We start from the raw sequence: 15,328 nt of genomic DNA, 5'->3' as shown, positions 1-15,328 counted from the left end.
TCGGTGACGACGTCCAACACCGCTTTCGGCCTCGCCGGCCTGGCTCCGTCATGGACGAGACGCTCGACCGGCTGGCGAGCGCGATTCGCCGGGCCGACTCGACGGTCGCGCTGACGGGCGCGGGGGTCAGCACCGCGTCGGGGATCCCCGACTTCCGCGGCGAATCGGGGATCTGGGGGACGCGGTTCGACCCCGCCGACTTCCGCATCGGACGGTTCCGCTCGGATCCGGCGGGGTTCTGGACCGATCGACTCGACCTCCACGAGGCGATGTTCCCCGGCGAGGTCGAGCCCAATCCCGCCCACGAGGCGCTCGCGGAACTGGAGTCGGCGGGCCGTCTCGACGCCGTGATCACCCAGAACACCGACGGGCTCCACCAACGAGCGGGCTCCGAGCGCGTTCTGGAGCTCCACGGCAACGCTCGGCGAGTCGTCTGCATGGACTGTGAACGTAAATCGGACGCCGCCCCCGTCCGGGAGCGCGTTCGCGACGGCGAACGGCCGCCGCGGTGTGAGTGTGGCGGACTCCTCAAACCCGACGTAGTGCTGTTCGGCGAGTCGCTGCCCGAGGCGATCCTCGCGGACGCCCGGCGGCGTGCGAGCGAAAGCGACGTCTTCCTCGCGATCGGCTCCTCGCTCAGCGTCGAGCCGGCGGCGTCGCTTCCGCGGGCCGCATCCCGGCGGGGAACGCTCGCGATACTCAACCTCGATCCGACGCCGCACGACTCGCTGGCTGCTGTCGTGGTGCGGGCGGACGTGACCGAGGCGCTGCCCGCGCTGGTCGAACGCCTGTCGTAGGCCGCCCCTGGTTTTATGGTCACGATCCACACACGGCAGGTATGACACGCGGCGTCCTGCTGCCGAACGTCTCCGAGTCGGCGTCCGAGGTCGCGACGCGAATCGAGGCGCTGGGCTACGATGCGATCTGGACCGGCGAACTGTGGGGAACCGACGCGTTCGTCCAGCTGACGACGCTCGCGGCCCACACCGAGGGGATCGCGCTCGGGACCGCCATCGCCAACGTCTTCTCGCGCTCGCCGGCCGTCCTCGCGAGCGCCGCGGCGGCGCTCGAGGAGCGCTCGTCGGGCCCCGTCCGGCTCGGGGTCGGAGCGAGCACCCCGAAGGCGATCGAGGACCTCCACGGGTTCGAGTACGACCGGCCCATCCGTCGAATGCACGAGACGGTCGAGCTGGTGAAGGCCTACACCGCGGGCGACGGGCGCGTCGAGTACGACGGCGAGTGTTTCTCGACCCGGGACTTCCCGGCGCTCGAGGCCGACGTGTCGGTCTACACCGCCGCTCTCGGGCCGGCCGCACGCCGGGCGACGGGTCGGGTTGCCGACGGCTGGCTCCCCCACAACATACCCTTCGAGGGGCTCTCCGGGGCGTTCGAGACCGTCTCGACGGCGGCTCGCGAGGCCGGACGCGACCCCGAGGGGATCGAGGTCGCCCCGTACGTCCCGGCGGCGGTCGCCGAGGACACCGAGGAGGCACGCGGCGTCGTACGCGGCCACCTCGCCTACTACGTCGGCAGCGGCGAGGGGTATCGCCGGGCGGTCGGCGAGCGGTTCCCGGAGGAGGTAGACCGGATCGCCGAGGCCTGGCACGCCGGCGAGCGCGGGCGGGCGCGTGAGGAGGTTACCGACGAGATGGTCGCGGCGTTGGGAGCGGCGGGAACGCCCGACGAGGCGCGCTCGCGGCTCTCGGCGATCGAGGGGCTCGAGACGGTCGACGAGCCGATCGTCGTCGTGCCGTCGAACGCGGACGACGCGACGGTCGAGCGCACGATCGAGGCGCTCGCCCCGTAGACCGCGGACCTCAGACGATCTCGAGGATCTCGCGCAGGTCGGTCAGGCGGTGATCGACGGCCGGTCCGTCGTCGGCGCCGTAGGCCGCCGTCCGCATGCCCGCGCGCTTCGCCCCTTCCATGTCGTGGGGGTAGCGATCCCCGATCATCAGCGAGCGCTCGGGTTCGACCCCGGCGGCGTCGAGCGCCGCCTCGAACATCGCGGAGTCGGGCTTGGTCCGACCGACCATCTCGGAGGTGGTGATCGAGTCGAACCGGTCGAGGACGCCGAACGTCTCCAGGATTCGCCGCCCCTCCGCGGTGTCGACGTCGCTGATCACGCCCAGGTGGAGATCGCGCTCGGAGAGGGCCTCGATGGTCTCGACCGCGCCGGGGTTGGCTTCGATCGACTCCCGGAGGGCGCGTTCGAATATCGGCTCCCACTCATCGGCCGGGACGTCGCCGACCGCGGCCATCGCCCGCTCGTAGCCCTCGCGAGCCGAGCGGAACTCGGTTCCCTCGCGCTCGCGGAAGTGGGCGCCGAGCTCCGCGCGCCAGGTCTCGAGCACCGCGTCGGGATCCCCGAGTTCCCGGCGTTCACAGAGCTCCGCGACGAACCGTTCGTGGGCCGTCCGAACGGAGGAGCTGTCGAGGATCACGCCGCCGATGTCCCAGAAGGTCGCGTCCATGCGCGTGGGGTGCTACCGACGGCCGTTGCATATTCCTGTCGGTGGACGGGCTCGTCCGCCGAGGCCGCCGACGAGACGAACCGAACGCGGCCGGGACGATGAGGACCGCACGACCGGTCACCTTTTTGCCGTCGGCCGTTCCCCATAGGGTGATGGCCGTCGAGCCCGAAACCGCCCGCGAGTTCGCGTTCGATCACCGTGCGGTGACCGACCAGTCGTTCGAGAACGCGCTCGAGAAGGCACGCGCGGGCGATCGGCTCTCGGTTGCGGACGGGACGGAGCTCCTCGCGACGGGCACCGACCACGAAGGGATCGACCCCGAACGAAAGGAACGGGTGCTCGAGGCCGCCGACGCCCGCCGTGCCGAGGTCGTCGGCGAGGAGGTCACCTTCGTCGCGAACCTCAACAACAACGTCACCACGGCGTGCAACACCGGCTGTCTGTTCTGTAACTTCAAGGACACCGCGAGCAACTTCGAGCGCGCCTCGGAGGTCGAGCACCCCGGCTTTACGAAGACGCCAGCCGAATCGAGGGAGATCGTCGCCGACGCGCTCGAACTAGGGATCTACGAGGTCTGTTCGGTCTCGGGGCTACATCCGGCGTTCGCGCTCGACGGCGAACACCTCGAGATCCTACGTAGCGCGGCCGACGACCGCGAACTGAACTTCGAGCCGCCGGAGCGCTACGAGACGGACCCCGGGACGTACGTCGAGCAGATGGAGGCGATGAGCGTCGGCGGCGTCCACCTCCACTCGATGACGCCCGAGGAGGCCTACCACGCCCGCCGGGGGACCGACTGGAGCTACGAGGAGGTGTACAGCCAGCTGGCCGAAGCGGGACTTGACAGCGTTCCCGGGACGGCCGCGGAGATCCTCGTCGACGAGGTTCGCGAGGTGATCTGCCCGGGGAAGATCGGCACCGACGAGTGGGAGCGGGCGATCGAGGCCGCCGCGAACGTCGGGCTCGACACGACGGCGACGATAATGTACGGCCACGTCGAGAACGAGGCCCACCGCGCGATGCACCTGAAGCGGATCCGCGACCTGCAGGACCGTACCGGCGCGATCACCGAGTTCGTCCCCCTCTCGTTCGTTCACCACGACACGCCGCTCTACGAGCGCGGGGTCGTCTCGGGCGGCGCGAGCACCGACGAGGACGAACTGATGATCGCCGTCTCCCGACTGTTCCTCGACAACGTCGAGAACGTCCAGTCGAGCTGGGTGAAGTACGGCGACCAGCAGGGCCTGAAGATGCTCTCGTGTGGCGCGAACGACTTCATGGGGACGATCCTCTCGGAGGAGATCACCAAGCGCGCGGGCGGCGAGTACGGCGAGTTCCGCGACGTCTCAGACCTGGTGGAGATGATCGCCTCGGTAGGAAGAGTGCCCGTCGAGCGCTCGACGGATTATCGAACGAAGCGACGGGTGGAGCTCCACGGCGGTCCGTACGGGCCGATGTTGGGTCCGGAGGCGGACGGGACGCCGATGACGCGATGACCGTTGGAGTACGATATGGTTCCGGTAGGCGATTACCACTGATCGGTGGCTCGGACGGTCAAGAGATCCACTATCCCCAGCCGCCGCAATCGCTCACTCGCCTTTGAGAAAGGCGAGTTTGTAGTACGTGCCGTTGAACGACCACCGGATCCGATCGGACGCCCGCTCCTGAACCTCGCTCACGTCGATCGTCTGTTCGCGCGGACCGTCGACCAGCACCGACCCCTCCTCCGGTCGGTACGTCATCTCCAGCGCGTTCTCGTTGGCGTCCTCGGCGACGGTCAGGAACGTCTCGATCCGGTCGTCGAACTCGACCCACGCCGAGTCCTCGAGTTTCGTTCCTTCCTCCTCCAGCCCACGGGCGTCGAGCGTGACCGGCTCCGCGTGCTCCGGGTTCCAGTCGTAGTGGCGCTGCAGGGCCTCCTCGGAGAGGAACGTCGCGGAACACCGGATACAGTCGAACTCCTCCTCTCCCTCCCGTGGGATCCGCTCTGGTCGTTCCATAGTCGATCGGTGTATTGGGTACCAACTGAGTAATGCTAACCTATGACGCAGCATCATTCTTTCGCCGACATGGCCATCGACCTGTCTAGAACGACGAATTACGATCGAGATAACGTACCGGCTCGCATAGCAACGCTTCTACGGCCGGCAATACGCCTGATTTTGACAACCATCGGACAAGGTCTATCGCGAGAAGCGGTGGGTAGGGTTTGACGGCGGTCTGTAGGGCCACGGCTGGAGCCGAAGGTAGACGGAACGTCGATGACGAGTGATTAACGAACGGATGCCTACGGTAACCCGTGCTACACTGCTGAAAAATAACAGTCGACTGGTGTCGTCAGCTCTTAGAGCTCGCTGACGCTCGACTCGCCGAGAACGGTGACCTGCACGATGAGATCGTCGAAGTTCTGCAGGATGTCTCGAATGTTGTCCTGGATGACCAGACGAAGGACATCGCCGCCGTTCGTCTGGATCAAACGGGAGACTTCGATGTCTTGGAGGATGTTGATATCTCCGCCGTCAGTGGTGATGATCTCCACGTTAATGTCCTGAAGTGTGACGTCGTCAATGACGTCGACGTTGACGTTGTTGAGAACGATCAGACCGCGCACATTGCCGGTCTGTTCATTGACGTTGAGTCGGCTAGTATCGACGTCGAAGTCCCCGGGGTCCTGCGCAGCAGCACTCCCGCTGAATGCCGTAATACCTGTAGCCGCGACGCCAGTCGCGGCGGCTCCTTTCATGAACGTTCGACGGGTTCGCTCGGATGGGTTTTGGTCTGTCATGGTTTGCCTCCGCGCTGGGTCACAGCGCGTACTCGACCCCATGGCCGCTCTGTACTAAAAGCAGGTCCCTGATGAAGTCTACTGTCATGAATTTTCCTGCTTCAAATAACCTCCAGTAGGATAGTAAACATAGTCCATTGTTCACAACACTCACGATCCGTTCGGCGGCACTCGATGCCTCCGTCGGATCGGCGGCAGGCGTGAACGAACGGTCGTCGGGACGTCCATGACGACCTTTGCGACCCGAACGCCCGTCTCGTCGTTTCCTGATCACGTCGTACGGAAGACACAACGCCTATTCTCACCCGGTCCCTGGTGACTCTCGATGATGAACACCACCCACGGGGCGGTCGGCGTCGCGTTGGCCTCCGTCACCGTGGTCCTCCTCCCGGAGTTCGCCGTCGTCGCCGCGGTCGCCGCGCTGCTGGGGAGCGTCTTCCCCGACCTCGACCTGTTCGCCGGCGTCCACCGGCGGACGCTTCACTTTCCCGTCCTCGGCTGGGTCGTCGCCCTGCCCGCGACGGCCTGGGCGGCGCTCTCGCCCTCTGCGGCGAGCGTCAGCGTCGCCTTCTTCTCGCTCGGAGCGGCCGCCCACGCCGCGATGGACGCCGCCGGCGCGGGCCACGAGCTTCGGCCCTGGGATCGGACCTCCGAGCAGGCGGTCTACGCGCACGTCCCCGGCCGGTGGATCGCCCCCCGGCGCTGGATCCGGTACGACGGTGCCCCCGAGGACCTGGGACTGATGAGCCTGGCAACGGTGCCGACGCTGCTCCTCTACACCGGCCCCGTGCGGGCGATCATGCTCGCCGCGCTCGGGATCTCGGCCGTCTACACGCTCATCCGAAAGCGAATGCCCGAGCTCACGCCCGAGTGGCTGAAGTGAGCACCGACCGATAGCGACGTCCCGCCTCGTTCTCGGCCTCGATCGCCTCGCGGATCCGATCGGAGAGCCAGTCCGCCTCGACGTGACGCTCGTAGACGGGCAGGCGTTCCCGGAGGGGAACGCCGCCCGCCTCGGCGATCTCCTCGAGTTCGCGGAGCGCGGGCCACGCGTAGTCGGGGTTGACGTGGTCGTCCGTCACCGGCGACACACCCCCTAAATCGTCGATCCCGCAGTCCAACAGATCCCGGGCCGGCGCGAGGTTCGGCGGCGTCTGGATCGACACCTCCTCCGGGAGGATCGCGCGGGCCATCGCGGTCGTTCGGCGCAGCGTCTCGAGGGTCGGGGAGCCCTCGCGCCAGCGCTGGTTGTTCGAGACCGGCTGGACGATCACCTCCTGGACGTGTCCGTGGCGCTCGTGAAGCTCGCGGATCGCGAGGAGGCTCTCGGCCCGGTGGCGCCACCCCTCGCCGATCCCGACGAGGATTCCCGTCGTGAACGGGACCCCGAGTTCGCCCGCGGTCCGGATCGTATCGAGGCGCTGGCCCGGCGACTTCGCCCGGGGACCGCCGTGGGCCGTGACGTCGGCGGTCGTCTCGAGCATCACGCCCATGCTCGCGTTGACGTCCGCGACCTCGGCCATCTGCGCTGCGGTCTGGTCGCCGGGGTTCGAGTGCGGGAGCAGACCCACGTCGAGGGCGAGTTCGCACATCTCGCGCAGGTACGAGTGGATCGAGTCGTGGCCCCACCTCTCGAGCTGATCGTGGATTTCGGTGTAGCGGCCGTCGGGATCGTCACCGAAGGTGAACAGCGCCTCCGTACAGCCGGCCTCGACGCCGGTCTCGAGGATCTCCCGTACCTCCTCGCGGCTCAGCAGGCTCGCCTCGCCGGGAGGGTCGAAGTACGTGCAGTAGGTACAGGTGTAGCGACACGCCGTCGTCAGGGGGACGAAGACGTTCCGCGCGAAGGTGAGCGCCCCGGCGGCCGAGACGTCCGCGGGCGTGACCGACAGCGCACGCTCGATCGCCTCCTCGTCGATCGAGAGATCGATGCCGTACTCCGCCGTCCCCGGAATCATCGTTCCTCGGTCGACCGCCCAGCGGTAAAAACCCCGCCGTCGGACGCGGCGGACCGGACGCCCGGATTTATACGCGGACCACGCGTCGGACCGTGCATGTCGTCCAGTTCGGTGCTCCTCGAGGAGCACACGTGGCCGGAGGTCGAGGCGGCGCTCGAGGCGGGAACCCGGACGGCGGTGATCGCCGTGGGCTCGATCGAACAGCACGGACCACACCTGCCCCTGGTCATGGACGCGCTCGCGGGCGACGAACTCTCGCGGCGCATCGCCGAACGGCTGGGCGACGCGATCGCGGCCCCCACGATCCGACCCGGCTGCTCGGGCCACCACATGGCGTTCCCGGGAACGATCACGATACCCCCCGAAACGCTGATGGATCTCGTCCGCTCGTACTGTCGGTCGCTCGACGCACACGGTTTCGAACACGTCGTCCTCCTCCCCACTCACGGCGGGAACTTCGCGCCGGTCGAGACGGTCGCGCCCGAGATCGCCCGGGAGATCGACGCGAGCGTGATCACGCTCGCGGACCTCGAGGAGAACATGCGGCTGATGAACGAGGGGCTGCGCGAGGCCGGCGTGGAGTACCAGGAGCCGGTGATCCACGCAGGGGCGGCCGAGACGGCGATCGTCCTCGCGGTCGCGGAGGGACTCGTCCGAATCGACGAGCTCCGCGCCGGTCACGAGGGCGAGGTCTCGGTTCCACGGCTGCTGAACGAGGGGTTCGACGCGATCAGCGAGAGCGGCGTCCTCGGCGACCCCCGCGAGGCGACCTCCGAGGCCGGCGAGGCCATCCTCGAACGGATGACGGACGCGTACGCCGAGCGAATCGAGGCCGAGCGCGACGCCGTCTGAGCGCTCGGCTCCGTGAACTCGTCTTCGGCCGTGACGGACGACGTGTCCTTCAGTTCTGATCGATACCGGCTCGTGAGGCGTCAGCTACCCGTTCGACGAGGCACCCCGCGACGACCATAGCGTTATCTCCCCTATCGTCCTCTCTCGGAGCATGCCGGACACCAAGAGGGGGCGAGAGAAGCAAGCTCGTGACGCGGAGAACCGTCAACGGGAACGGGAGCTCCAACAGGCGCGTGACCGAGCCGACGAGGCGGAGCCCCCGGGCGACGACCGGGACGAGGCGAACGAGGTCCCTCGCGAGGAGGACGAGGGTCCTGACTCGTCCCGTGAGTGTCACCGTCGCGGCTGTACCGAGCCGGCGGCGTTTCTCGTCCTCGAACGCTACCAGGAAGAGACCGGTCACGGTGCCGTCGAGGCGGAGGCCGTCCTGTGCCGGACGCACACCGCCGAGGAGAGCCCCACGAACCTCGACGGCGCCTACCCGGAGTACGTGTTCCGTGTCGAGCCCGTGCCGGGGACGGCTGACACGAACGCGTCGTAACGAGGGAGTTCACCGAGAGGTCCCACGGCTGACGGAAGTGAGGTGTCTCCGAGCCGGTCTCGTCTCTCCTCGGCTCACCTAGTGACGGCGAGGCGACTCTCCCGCTCGACGAGTTCGAATCCCGCGTCGCGCAACCAGTCGGCGGCCGCGCCGTCACCGTGGACGAGCAGCTCCACCAGATCCGAGCGTTCGTCGACGTCGGTCGCGAGTCGGTGGGAGTCGACGACGCCCAGCGAGCCGAGTTTCGCGGCGGCAGCCCGGTGTTTCAGGAACGAACCGCCGTGGTAGTCCGCCCGGAACTCGGAGTGGCGGACGACGAGCGCGTTGGTGCCGCCGCCGCGGCCCGGCGCGATGACGACGTCGCCGGCGGTCGCGAACAGCCGCTCGAGCGAGGCGGGCGTCGCGAGCGGCAGATCCGCCATCACCACGCTCGTCGGGAGGTCGTCGAGCGCCGCGTTCACCGCGGGCGTCAGCGGCCGGTCGTCGACGGTGACCGGCGCGTCGGCCTCGAGGGGGGCGGTCGCGAGCACCTCCGGATCGCCGCCGGCGCCGCGAACCGCCCTGAGGACGTCCGCGAGCATCGCGAGCGCGAACTCGAGGCGTTCCTCGCCGGTGAGGACGTCAGCGAGGCGGGTCTTCGGCCGCTCGGCGGCGACGGGAACGACGACGCGCATTCGAGGCGGGATCGACCGGCGCCGGTATTAAACGGCCGGGTTCAGAAGAGGGGATCGAGTTCGTCGCTCTCGTCGTTGACCAGGCGTTCGAGGTTGCGAGCGCTCCCCGCACGGATCTCCTCGATGTTCTCCTGGGCCTCGATGGCGACGCGTTGAAGCTCGCGGATCCGCGGGACGTCGTTGACCCCCGAGAGCAACAGCACGGCGGAGACCTCGCGGGCCCCGGAGACGGGGTAGTCGCCCCCGCGGACCTCCATGCTGCCGGTCTGCTCCTCGATCCACCTCCGCCCGCGCTCGATTCCCTTCCGGTTGAGATGGCGGGGTGGGCCGGCCATCACCAGCAGGGCGCGTTCGGTCCCCTCGACCTCGCAGGGCAGCGTCAGCCGGCCGAGTGCCGCCTTCCGGACGAGGCTGGTGATCCGGTTGGTCGTGTGGGCACTGTCGATCCCGTCGTCGTTCCCGCGGGTGAAACGCGAGAGCAGTCCGCCGCCGGCCTCCTCGTCCGAGAGAGGTTCTGATGCGTAGCCGACGGTGGAGACGCCCCCGCCCGCGAGGGTGTTGATGATCTCGCTCGAGTCGACGACGCTCTCGGCGACCTCGTCGCCCGCGCTTATCTCGCCGGCGCCGAAGAGGATGCCGAACCGGGTGACGATCTCCTCGTTGATCTCCCGGTAGCCGCTCTCGACCGACTCGCCCGTCTGTCGCCAGGCGTCGTTGTCGAAGACGAGCAGGTTGTCGACCTCGCGGACGAACGTCTGTAGCGACCGAGCGGCGTTCAGCGTGTAGATGCCCCCCTCCTCCTCGCCGGGGAGCACGCCCAGCCCGTAGACCGGCTCGGTGTAGATCCGCTTCAGGTGCTTCGCCAGAACGGGCGCGCCGCCGCTTCCGGTGCCGCCGCCCATCCCGGCGACGATCAGGAACGCGTCGATCTCGTGGGTCGGAATCGCGTCGATCGCACCCTGGATCTCGTCGACGTCCTCCTCGGCGACCCGCGCGCCCAACTCGTTGTCGGCGCCGACGCCGTGGCCCTTCACGCGCGACTGGCCGATGAGTACGCAGTTCCCGTCGGGGACGTGCTCGAGCCCGAGCAGGTCGGCCCGCGCGGTGTTGACCGCGATCGCCGCGCGGACGACGTCGCTTCCGTGCCGGTCGTCGTGGGCCAGAAAACGGTCGACGATCTTTCCGCCGGCCTGTCCGAATCCGATCATCGCGAGTTTCATAGTATGGACGTGTTCTCCGTTACACTAACAGGTAGCATGTATGATATAAGTTTTGTGATATATAGGGTCGAAACGAACTCCGCGTGATCGAGGGGCGGCCGACGCGGGCTACTCGGTCTCGAGGTTCGGCTCGTCGCCCTCGGCGTCGCCGATGATGACCGTGTTCTCGTTGAGCGTCTTCTGTGCCCGCCGGAGCCGCTCGGAGAGTGCCTGGTGGGAGACGCCGAGCTTCTCGGCCAGCTCCGCCTGGGTGATCCCGCGGGGAACGTCGTAATAGCCGAGCTTCGTCGCCGCGGCGAGCGTCTCCTGCTGTTCGTCCGAGAGCCCGAACCGACCCTTTCGTTCGTCGTCGAGCTCGTAGATTCGAACGACGTCGAACCGGAGTCCGTGGTCGTCGGCGAAGTCGTAGGTCCGCGAGAGCGAGTCCCGGTCGGGAAAGAGCACCCGGACGTGCCAGCCGTCGTACTTGCCGCGGGCGTGGAGGATCGTCCCCTCCTCCTCCAGAAGGATGTGGATGACCATCTCGATCGAGTCGACCCACTCCATTCGGTAGAGCTGATCGCCGTCGACCCTCGAGATCAGCTCGTACTCCTCGACGGTCTCGTCGGTCGAGAGCGTCTCCTCGAGCGCGTCGGGGTCGTCGGCCGTCAGCCAGGCAAAGGGCATCACCCGACCGTGATCGTGGGCGACGAGCCGTTCGATCTCCACCTCCAGATCCGAGAGCTCCCGGAACGTCGGCCCCAACGCGAACTCGTCGGCGGGGATGTTGAGCTCCGCGATCGTACCCATACCGGGTTCTCGAAGCAGGGGAGTAAAAGCGCCCCGCTATCGAACGCCGAGGTACTCCTCGAACGTCGTCATCTCGCTCTCCGAGACGCCGAACGCGTCGACGTCGTTGTCGGAGACCCGGTTGTCCGCCTTGAGTCCCCTGAACTGGTCGGGGCCAAGTCGCAGGCCCGGGACGACCCCCATCACGCTCATGCCGACCTTCGACAGCGACATGGGGAGCGGGACGATCGTAACGCTCCGTCCCTTCGATTCGAAGACGAGTTCGGTCATCTCGCGCAGGCTGTACACCTTCGGGCCGCCGAGTTCGTACGTCTCGTTCGCACGGTCGTCGTCCTCGACGCCGTCGGCGAGCATCGGCGCGAGGTCCTCGACGTGAATGAGCTGGAAGAACGTCCGCTCGCCGCCGCCGGGCAGCGGATAGAGGGGGCCGACCGGGGCGAACATCTGCTTCAGCTTCGTCGTGTACCCGACGATCTCGTCGCCGTCGCCGAAGACGATCGAGGGACGATAGATGACGTACTCGAGGTCGGCCCCGCGGACGATCTCCTCGGCGCGGGCTTTCGCACGGTGGTAGGACGTCAGATCCTCGTCGCCCGTTATGAGGCCGCTCATCTGGACGAATCGCCTGATGTCGGCATCCTCGGCCGCGTTGAGGAGGTTTTCGGTTCCCCCACGGTGGACGCGATCGTGCATCTCGTTGCCGCCCTCGGGTTCCCACAGCGGCGAGAGCGCGACGAGGTTGACGACGGCGTCCTGGCCCTCGAGCGGCGTACGGAGCGAATCGGGGTCGGTGACGTCGCCCTCGACGACCGTCACTCCCTCGGGGACGACGCTCGCGTCGGGCGAGCGCGCGAGCGCGGTTACGTCGTGGCCCCGGTCGTGAAGCTCGGTGCAGAGGCGTCGTCCGATGAATCCCGTCCCGCCGGCTACGAGCACCTTCATGGCGGGATCTTATGCCCGATTCGCCCTAAAGCTACTCACTTCACCGGGGTCGGCGACTCCGACACACTATACTGTGCCTTCCGCGAACGCCCGGTATGCTCGTCACTCTCGAGGGCCTCGACGGCAGCGGCAAGACCACGGTCTGGGAGGCGCTCCGGGACGCACGTTCCGACGCCGTCTTCACTCGCGAGCCGACCGACTCGTGGTACGGCGAGGCGGTCTCCCGGTCGATCGCGGACCCCGACGCCGACCCGCTCGCCGAACTGTTCCTCTACACCGCGGATCACGCCGATCACCTCTCGCGGGTCGTGCGGCCCGCGCTCGACGAGGACCGGCTCGTGATCTCGGATCGCTACTCCGACTCGCGCTACGCCTACCAGGGGGCCGCCTTAGAGGGCGTCGTCGATCGGCCGATGGAGTACGTCCGGGAGGTCCACGCGCCCTTCACCCGGCCGCCGGACCTGACGATCTACCTCGACGTCGACCCCGAGACCGGGGCCGAGCGCAGCGGCGCGACCAACAAGTTCGAGCAGGCGTCGTATCTCGAGTCCGTCCGGGAGAACTACGAACGCCTGCTCGAGGCCGAGCCCGAGCGGTTCGTGCGGATCGACGCGACCCGACCGCCCGGGGCGGTGTTCGAACGCGTCGAGGACGTCCTCGGTTAGCGACCCTGGCGGCGGGCCAGGTCGACCTCCTCGGGCGTGGGCATCCAGAACAGATCGATCGCGTAGCCCAACAGGAGGGGGAGCAGTACCGTCACCATCGCCACGGTGTTGCGGTCGATCCGGCCGAAGACCGGCAGCTGGCCGACGATCAGGAGCGAGATCGTGAGCACCAGGGGAACGAGAAACAGCGAGAAGAGGACCACCCCCATGCGCGTGTCGAGGCGCAGGCGGAAGAACCGGATGAGCACCGACGCGATCACCGTGTGCAGACCGACGACGACGCCGAGCCCGATCACGGCTCCGAGACTGACCATGGAGCGGGTAGGTGACGCCCGTCCTTTGGGGTATCGGAATCGCTTTGGCGTCCCCGCGACTCGGAGCGGGCATGTACCGCGTCATCGACGAACACCCCCTCTCGAAGGCCGGCATCGACGAGGCGACGGCGCGGTCGCTCTATCGCGACCTGGTCCGAACCCGACGGTTCGACGAGCGTGCGGTCGCCCTCCAGCGCCGCGGCTGGATGAGCGGCTATCCGCCGTTCGAGGGCCAGGAGGCCTCGCAGGTCGGCGCCGCCCACGCCATGCGCGAGTCGGACTGGCTCGTCCCCACCTACCGGTCGAACGCCGCCCAGATCGCCCGCGGCGTGCCGATGAGCGACGTCCTCCGGTTCCGGCGGGGCCACCCCGAGTACGCCTCCGGTCACGAGCTGCCGATCCTCCCGCAGTCGGTACCGATCGCGAGCCAGCTCCCCCACGCGACGGGGCTGGGGATGGCGATGAACTACGCCGACGACGACGCGGCGGTGCTCTGCTGTTTCGGCGACGGCGCGACCAGCGAGGGCGACTTCCACGAGGCGCTCAACTTCGCGGGCGTCTTCTCGACGCCGACGGTCTTCTTCTGTGAGAACAACGGCTGGGCGATCTCCATGCCCCGGGAACGCCAGACCGCGAGCGAGTCGATCGCGATCAAGGCCGACGCCTACGGCTTCGAGGGCGTCCAGGTCGATGGCAACGATCCGCTCGCGGTGTACGGCGTCGTGCGCGAGGCGCTCTCCGCGGCGCGTGCGGGCGAACCCGTACTGGTCGAGAGCCTCACCTACCGACAGGGGGCCCACACCACCAGCGACGACCCCTCGCGCTATCGCGACGAGGAGGACCTCCCCGACTGGCGGACGGCCGACCCGCTCGAACGCTACGAGACCTACCTCCGCGAGGAGGGTGTGATCGACGACGCTATCATCGAGACGATCGCCGAGGAGACCGAGGAGGAACTCGCCGAGGCCATCGAGCGGGCCGAGTCGGGCCCGGCGGCCCGACCCGAGGACGTGTTCGACCACGTCTACGAGTCCGGAGACCCGCGGCTCGAGAAGCAGCGCGACCGCCTGCTCGAGTTCCTCGCCGAGCACGACTCGCGGCGCCCGCGCTAGTCGAGCGAGATGTACGTCTTCGTGTCGGCGATCCCGTCGAGCCCCTGGATCCCGGAGGAGGCGGCCTGAAGCACCTCGTACACCTCGTCGGTCTCGACCTCGGCGATGATGTCGTAGTTGCCGGCGACGATGTGGGCCTCGGTGATCGCCTCCAGTTCGCGGGTGGCCTCGACCATCTCCTCCGACCTGCCGGCGCCGGTCTTCACCATGACGAATGCGTGAACCATCGACTGTGTGATACTCTACCATGGATCAAAAACCTTTGCCCGGCGGAGGGACAGGGTAACATTATTCACACACCCCGGCGTAGGGTGGGCCATGCGATTCATCATCGGCGGCGGAGGCCGAGTGGGGCTGCGCACGGCGCGCGTGCTCTCCTCGGAGGGCCACGAGGTCACCATCGTCGAGCGTGATCCGGACGTGGCCGACCGCGCGAAAAACGAGGGGTACGAGGTCGTCGAAGGGGACGGTTCGCGCGAGACGGTGCTCGAGGACGCGGGGATCGCCGAGGCCGACGCGTTCGGCGCGCTCACGAGCGACCTCAACACCAACTTCGCCGCGTGTATGATCGCGAACCACCACGGCTGTCGGACGGTGATGCGGATCGACGAGGACTACCGCGAGGAGATCTACCGCGAGTACGCCGACGAGGTGAACGAGGTCATCTATCCCGAACGCCTGGGCGCGATCAGCGCGAAGAACGCCCTGCTCGGGGGGAACGTCCGGGCGATCGCCGACATCGCCCAGCACCTACAGGTGGTCGAACTCACCGTCCAGCCCGACTCGCCGATGCGGGGCTACACGCTCAGCGAGATCGAACTGCCCGCCGACGCGACGTTCCTCGCGTTCGGCAAGAAGGACCGGCCGATGGAGATCCCGTCGCCCGGTCAGTCGCTCGAGGCCGGCGACCGCCTCGCGGTACTCGCGGACTTCAGCGTGCTCGACGACGTCCGACAGCTGATCGTCGGCGACGGCAACCGCGCGGCCGCAGGAGGTGTCTGA

At 67.8% G+C, this 15,328-nt stretch carries 19 protein-coding genes; 9 read left to right on the top strand and 10 right to left on the bottom strand.

The features are described 5' to 3' along the window. Nucleotides 1-50: 50 nt before the first annotated feature. A complete protein-coding gene (locus V0Z78_RS05005; protein WP_336343527.1) occupies nt 51-797 on the top strand; it encodes an NAD-dependent deacylase in 747 nt (248 codons plus the stop codon). A 41-nt stretch (nt 798-838) separates the two neighbouring features. Then, nucleotides 839-1,807 (top strand): LLM class flavin-dependent oxidoreductase, encoded by a 969-nt coding sequence (locus tag V0Z78_RS05000; RefSeq protein ID WP_336343526.1) that lies wholly within the window; start codon nt 839-841, stop codon nt 1,805-1,807. A gap of 10 nt (nt 1,808-1,817) precedes the next feature. Here the strand turns inward: V0Z78_RS05000 and V0Z78_RS04995 are convergent, their stop codons facing one another. Then, the gene (locus V0Z78_RS04995; protein ID WP_336343525.1) at nt 1,818-2,474 is read right to left on the bottom strand and encodes an HAD family hydrolase; all 657 of its coding nucleotides are present in this window, start codon (nt 2,472-2,474) and stop codon (nt 1,818-1,820) included. A 152-nt stretch (nt 2,475-2,626) separates the two neighbouring features. Here V0Z78_RS04995 and cofH point away from each other — a divergent pair, with 152 nt between their 5' ends. Continuing rightward, complete coding sequence (gene cofH, locus V0Z78_RS04990) at nt 2,627-3,970, top strand: 7,8-didemethyl-8-hydroxy-5-deazariboflavin synthase subunit CofH (protein WP_336343524.1); 1,344 nt, start codon at nt 2,627-2,629, stop codon at nt 3,968-3,970. A gap of 93 nt (nt 3,971-4,063) precedes the next feature. Here cofH and V0Z78_RS04985 read toward each other — a convergent pair whose 3' ends face one another. Both V0Z78_RS04985 and V0Z78_RS04980 read right to left on the bottom strand, forming a co-directional pair. Then, nucleotides 4,064-4,474: a hypothetical protein gene (locus V0Z78_RS04985; protein ID WP_336343523.1), complete on the bottom strand. Its 411-nt coding sequence runs from the start codon at nt 4,472-4,474 to the stop codon at nt 4,064-4,066. A 344-nt stretch (nt 4,475-4,818) separates the two neighbouring features. After that, nucleotides 4,819-5,259: a twin-arginine translocation signal domain-containing protein gene (locus V0Z78_RS04980; protein ID WP_336343522.1), complete on the bottom strand. Its 441-nt coding sequence runs from the start codon at nt 5,257-5,259 to the stop codon at nt 4,819-4,821. A 325-nt stretch (nt 5,260-5,584) separates the two neighbouring features. Between V0Z78_RS04980 and V0Z78_RS04975 the strand changes: the two genes are divergently transcribed. Further along, nucleotides 5,585-6,142 (top strand): metal-dependent hydrolase, encoded by a 558-nt coding sequence (locus V0Z78_RS04975; RefSeq protein ID WP_336343521.1) that lies wholly within the window; start codon nt 5,585-5,587, stop codon nt 6,140-6,142. Here V0Z78_RS04975 and cofG read toward each other — a convergent pair. Next, a complete protein-coding gene (cofG, locus tag V0Z78_RS04970; protein WP_336343520.1) occupies nt 6,120-7,217 on the bottom strand; it encodes a 7,8-didemethyl-8-hydroxy-5-deazariboflavin synthase subunit CofG in 1,098 nt (365 codons plus the stop codon). The genes V0Z78_RS04975 and cofG overlap by 23 nt on opposite strands. 96 nt (nt 7,218-7,313) lie before the next feature. Between cofG and V0Z78_RS04965 the strand changes: the two genes are divergently transcribed. Both V0Z78_RS04965 and V0Z78_RS04960 read left to right on the top strand, forming a co-directional pair. Next, on the top strand, nt 7,314-8,069 hold the full coding sequence (locus V0Z78_RS04965) for a creatininase family protein (RefSeq protein ID WP_336343519.1): 756 nt from the start codon (nt 7,314-7,316) through the stop codon (nt 8,067-8,069). Between the two features lie 151 nt (nt 8,070-8,220). Then, nucleotides 8,221-8,610, top strand: a complete 390-nt coding sequence (locus tag V0Z78_RS04960; RefSeq protein ID WP_336343518.1) for a hypothetical protein — start codon at nt 8,221-8,223, stop codon at nt 8,608-8,610. A gap of 74 nt (nt 8,611-8,684) precedes the next feature. Here V0Z78_RS04960 and cofC read toward each other — a convergent pair whose 3' ends face one another. The 4 genes from cofC to V0Z78_RS04940 form a co-directional block, all read right to left on the bottom strand. Then, nucleotides 8,685-9,284, bottom strand: coding sequence for a 2-phospho-L-lactate guanylyltransferase (gene cofC, locus V0Z78_RS04955; RefSeq protein WP_336343517.1), 600 nt, complete (start codon nt 9,282-9,284; stop codon nt 8,685-8,687). Nucleotides 9,285-9,325: 41 nt separating this feature from the next. Continuing rightward, the gene (locus tag V0Z78_RS04950) at nt 9,326-10,504 is read right to left on the bottom strand and encodes a tubulin/FtsZ family protein (protein WP_336343516.1); all 1,179 of its coding nucleotides are present in this window, start codon (nt 10,502-10,504) and stop codon (nt 9,326-9,328) included. Between the two features lie 108 nt (nt 10,505-10,612). Continuing rightward, on the bottom strand, nt 10,613-11,293 hold the full coding sequence (locus V0Z78_RS04945; RefSeq protein ID WP_336343515.1) for a helix-turn-helix domain-containing protein: 681 nt from the start codon (nt 11,291-11,293) through the stop codon (nt 10,613-10,615). 36 nt (nt 11,294-11,329) lie between these two features. Further along, nucleotides 11,330-12,235 (bottom strand): complex I NDUFA9 subunit family protein, encoded by a 906-nt coding sequence (locus tag V0Z78_RS04940; RefSeq protein WP_336343514.1) that lies wholly within the window; start codon nt 12,233-12,235, stop codon nt 11,330-11,332. Between the two features lie 95 nt (nt 12,236-12,330). Between V0Z78_RS04940 and tmk the strand changes: the two genes are divergently transcribed. Next, nucleotides 12,331-12,900 (top strand): dTMP kinase, encoded by a 570-nt coding sequence (gene tmk, locus V0Z78_RS04935; RefSeq protein ID WP_336343513.1) that lies wholly within the window; start codon nt 12,331-12,333, stop codon nt 12,898-12,900. On the opposite strand, the gene V0Z78_RS04930 is transcribed toward tmk, so the two are convergent. Continuing rightward, a complete protein-coding gene (locus tag V0Z78_RS04930; protein ID WP_336343512.1) occupies nt 12,897-13,214 on the bottom strand; it encodes a hypothetical protein in 318 nt (105 codons plus the stop codon). The genes tmk and V0Z78_RS04930 overlap by 4 nt on opposite strands. Nucleotides 13,215-13,285: 71 nt before the next feature. On the opposite strand from V0Z78_RS04930, the gene pdhA reads away from it, so the two are divergent. Beyond that, entirely contained in the window at nt 13,286-14,326 is a 1,041-nt protein-coding gene (gene pdhA / locus V0Z78_RS04925) for a pyruvate dehydrogenase (acetyl-transferring) E1 component subunit alpha (protein ID WP_336343511.1), read from the top strand. On the opposite strand, the gene V0Z78_RS04920 is transcribed toward pdhA, so the two are convergent. Continuing rightward, nucleotides 14,323-14,553: an Lrp/AsnC ligand binding domain-containing protein gene (locus V0Z78_RS04920; RefSeq protein WP_336343510.1), complete on the bottom strand. Its 231-nt coding sequence runs from the start codon at nt 14,551-14,553 to the stop codon at nt 14,323-14,325. The two genes, pdhA and V0Z78_RS04920, sit on opposite strands and share 4 nt — an antisense overlap. A gap of 91 nt (nt 14,554-14,644) precedes the next feature. Here V0Z78_RS04920 and V0Z78_RS04915 point away from each other — a divergent pair, with 91 nt between their 5' ends. Continuing rightward, complete coding sequence (locus V0Z78_RS04915; RefSeq protein WP_336343509.1) at nt 14,645-15,328, top strand: potassium channel family protein; 684 nt, start codon at nt 14,645-14,647, stop codon at nt 15,326-15,328.

The organism is Halalkalicoccus sp. CG83 (assembly GCF_037081715.1).
Taxonomy (GTDB): Archaea; Halobacteriota; Halobacteria; order Halobacteriales; family Halalkalicoccaceae; genus Halalkalicoccus; species Halalkalicoccus ordinarius.
This window is presented reverse-complemented; position numbering and strand designations above follow the sequence as displayed.

Coding starts and splice junctions, on each gene's coding strand:
- cofG (WP_336343520.1), bottom strand. CDS start 7,217: ATGATTCCGGGGACGGCGGAGTACGGCATCGATCTCTCGATCGACGAG.
- V0Z78_RS05005 (WP_336343527.1), top strand. CDS start 51: ATGGACGAGACGCTCGACCGGCTGGCGAGCGCGATTCGCCGGGCCGAC.
- V0Z78_RS04915 (WP_336343509.1), top strand. CDS start 14,645: ATGCGATTCATCATCGGCGGCGGAGGCCGAGTGGGGCTGCGCACGGCG.
- V0Z78_RS04985 (WP_336343523.1), bottom strand. CDS start 4,474: ATGGAACGACCAGAGCGGATCCCACGGGAGGGAGAGGAGGAGTTCGAC.
- V0Z78_RS04940 (WP_336343514.1), bottom strand. CDS start 12,235: ATGAAGGTGCTCGTAGCCGGCGGGACGGGATTCATCGGACGACGCCTC.
- V0Z78_RS04945 (WP_336343515.1), bottom strand. CDS start 11,293: ATGGGTACGATCGCGGAGCTCAACATCCCCGCCGACGAGTTCGCGTTG.
- V0Z78_RS04950 (WP_336343516.1), bottom strand. CDS start 10,504: ATGAAACTCGCGATGATCGGATTCGGACAGGCCGGCGGAAAGATCGTC.
- V0Z78_RS04975 (WP_336343521.1), top strand. CDS start 5,585: ATGATGAACACCACCCACGGGGCGGTCGGCGTCGCGTTGGCCTCCGTC.
- pdhA (WP_336343511.1), top strand. CDS start 13,286: ATGTACCGCGTCATCGACGAACACCCCCTCTCGAAGGCCGGCATCGAC.
- V0Z78_RS04980 (WP_336343522.1), bottom strand. CDS start 5,259: ATGACAGACCAAAACCCATCCGAGCGAACCCGTCGAACGTTCATGAAA.
- cofC (WP_336343517.1), bottom strand. CDS start 9,284: ATGCGCGTCGTCGTTCCCGTCGCCGCCGAGCGGCCGAAGACCCGCCTC.
- V0Z78_RS04960 (WP_336343518.1), top strand. CDS start 8,221: ATGCCGGACACCAAGAGGGGGCGAGAGAAGCAAGCTCGTGACGCGGAG.
- V0Z78_RS04930 (WP_336343512.1), bottom strand. CDS start 13,214: ATGGTCAGTCTCGGAGCCGTGATCGGGCTCGGCGTCGTCGTCGGTCTG.
- cofH (WP_336343524.1), top strand. CDS start 2,627: ATGGCCGTCGAGCCCGAAACCGCCCGCGAGTTCGCGTTCGATCACCGT.
- V0Z78_RS04965 (WP_336343519.1), top strand. CDS start 7,314: ATGTCGTCCAGTTCGGTGCTCCTCGAGGAGCACACGTGGCCGGAGGTC.
- tmk (WP_336343513.1), top strand. CDS start 12,331: ATGCTCGTCACTCTCGAGGGCCTCGACGGCAGCGGCAAGACCACGGTC.
- V0Z78_RS04920 (WP_336343510.1), bottom strand. CDS start 14,553: ATGGTTCACGCATTCGTCATGGTGAAGACCGGCGCCGGCAGGTCGGAG.
- V0Z78_RS05000 (WP_336343526.1), top strand. CDS start 839: ATGACACGCGGCGTCCTGCTGCCGAACGTCTCCGAGTCGGCGTCCGAG.
- V0Z78_RS04995 (WP_336343525.1), bottom strand. CDS start 2,474: ATGGACGCGACCTTCTGGGACATCGGCGGCGTGATCCTCGACAGCTCC.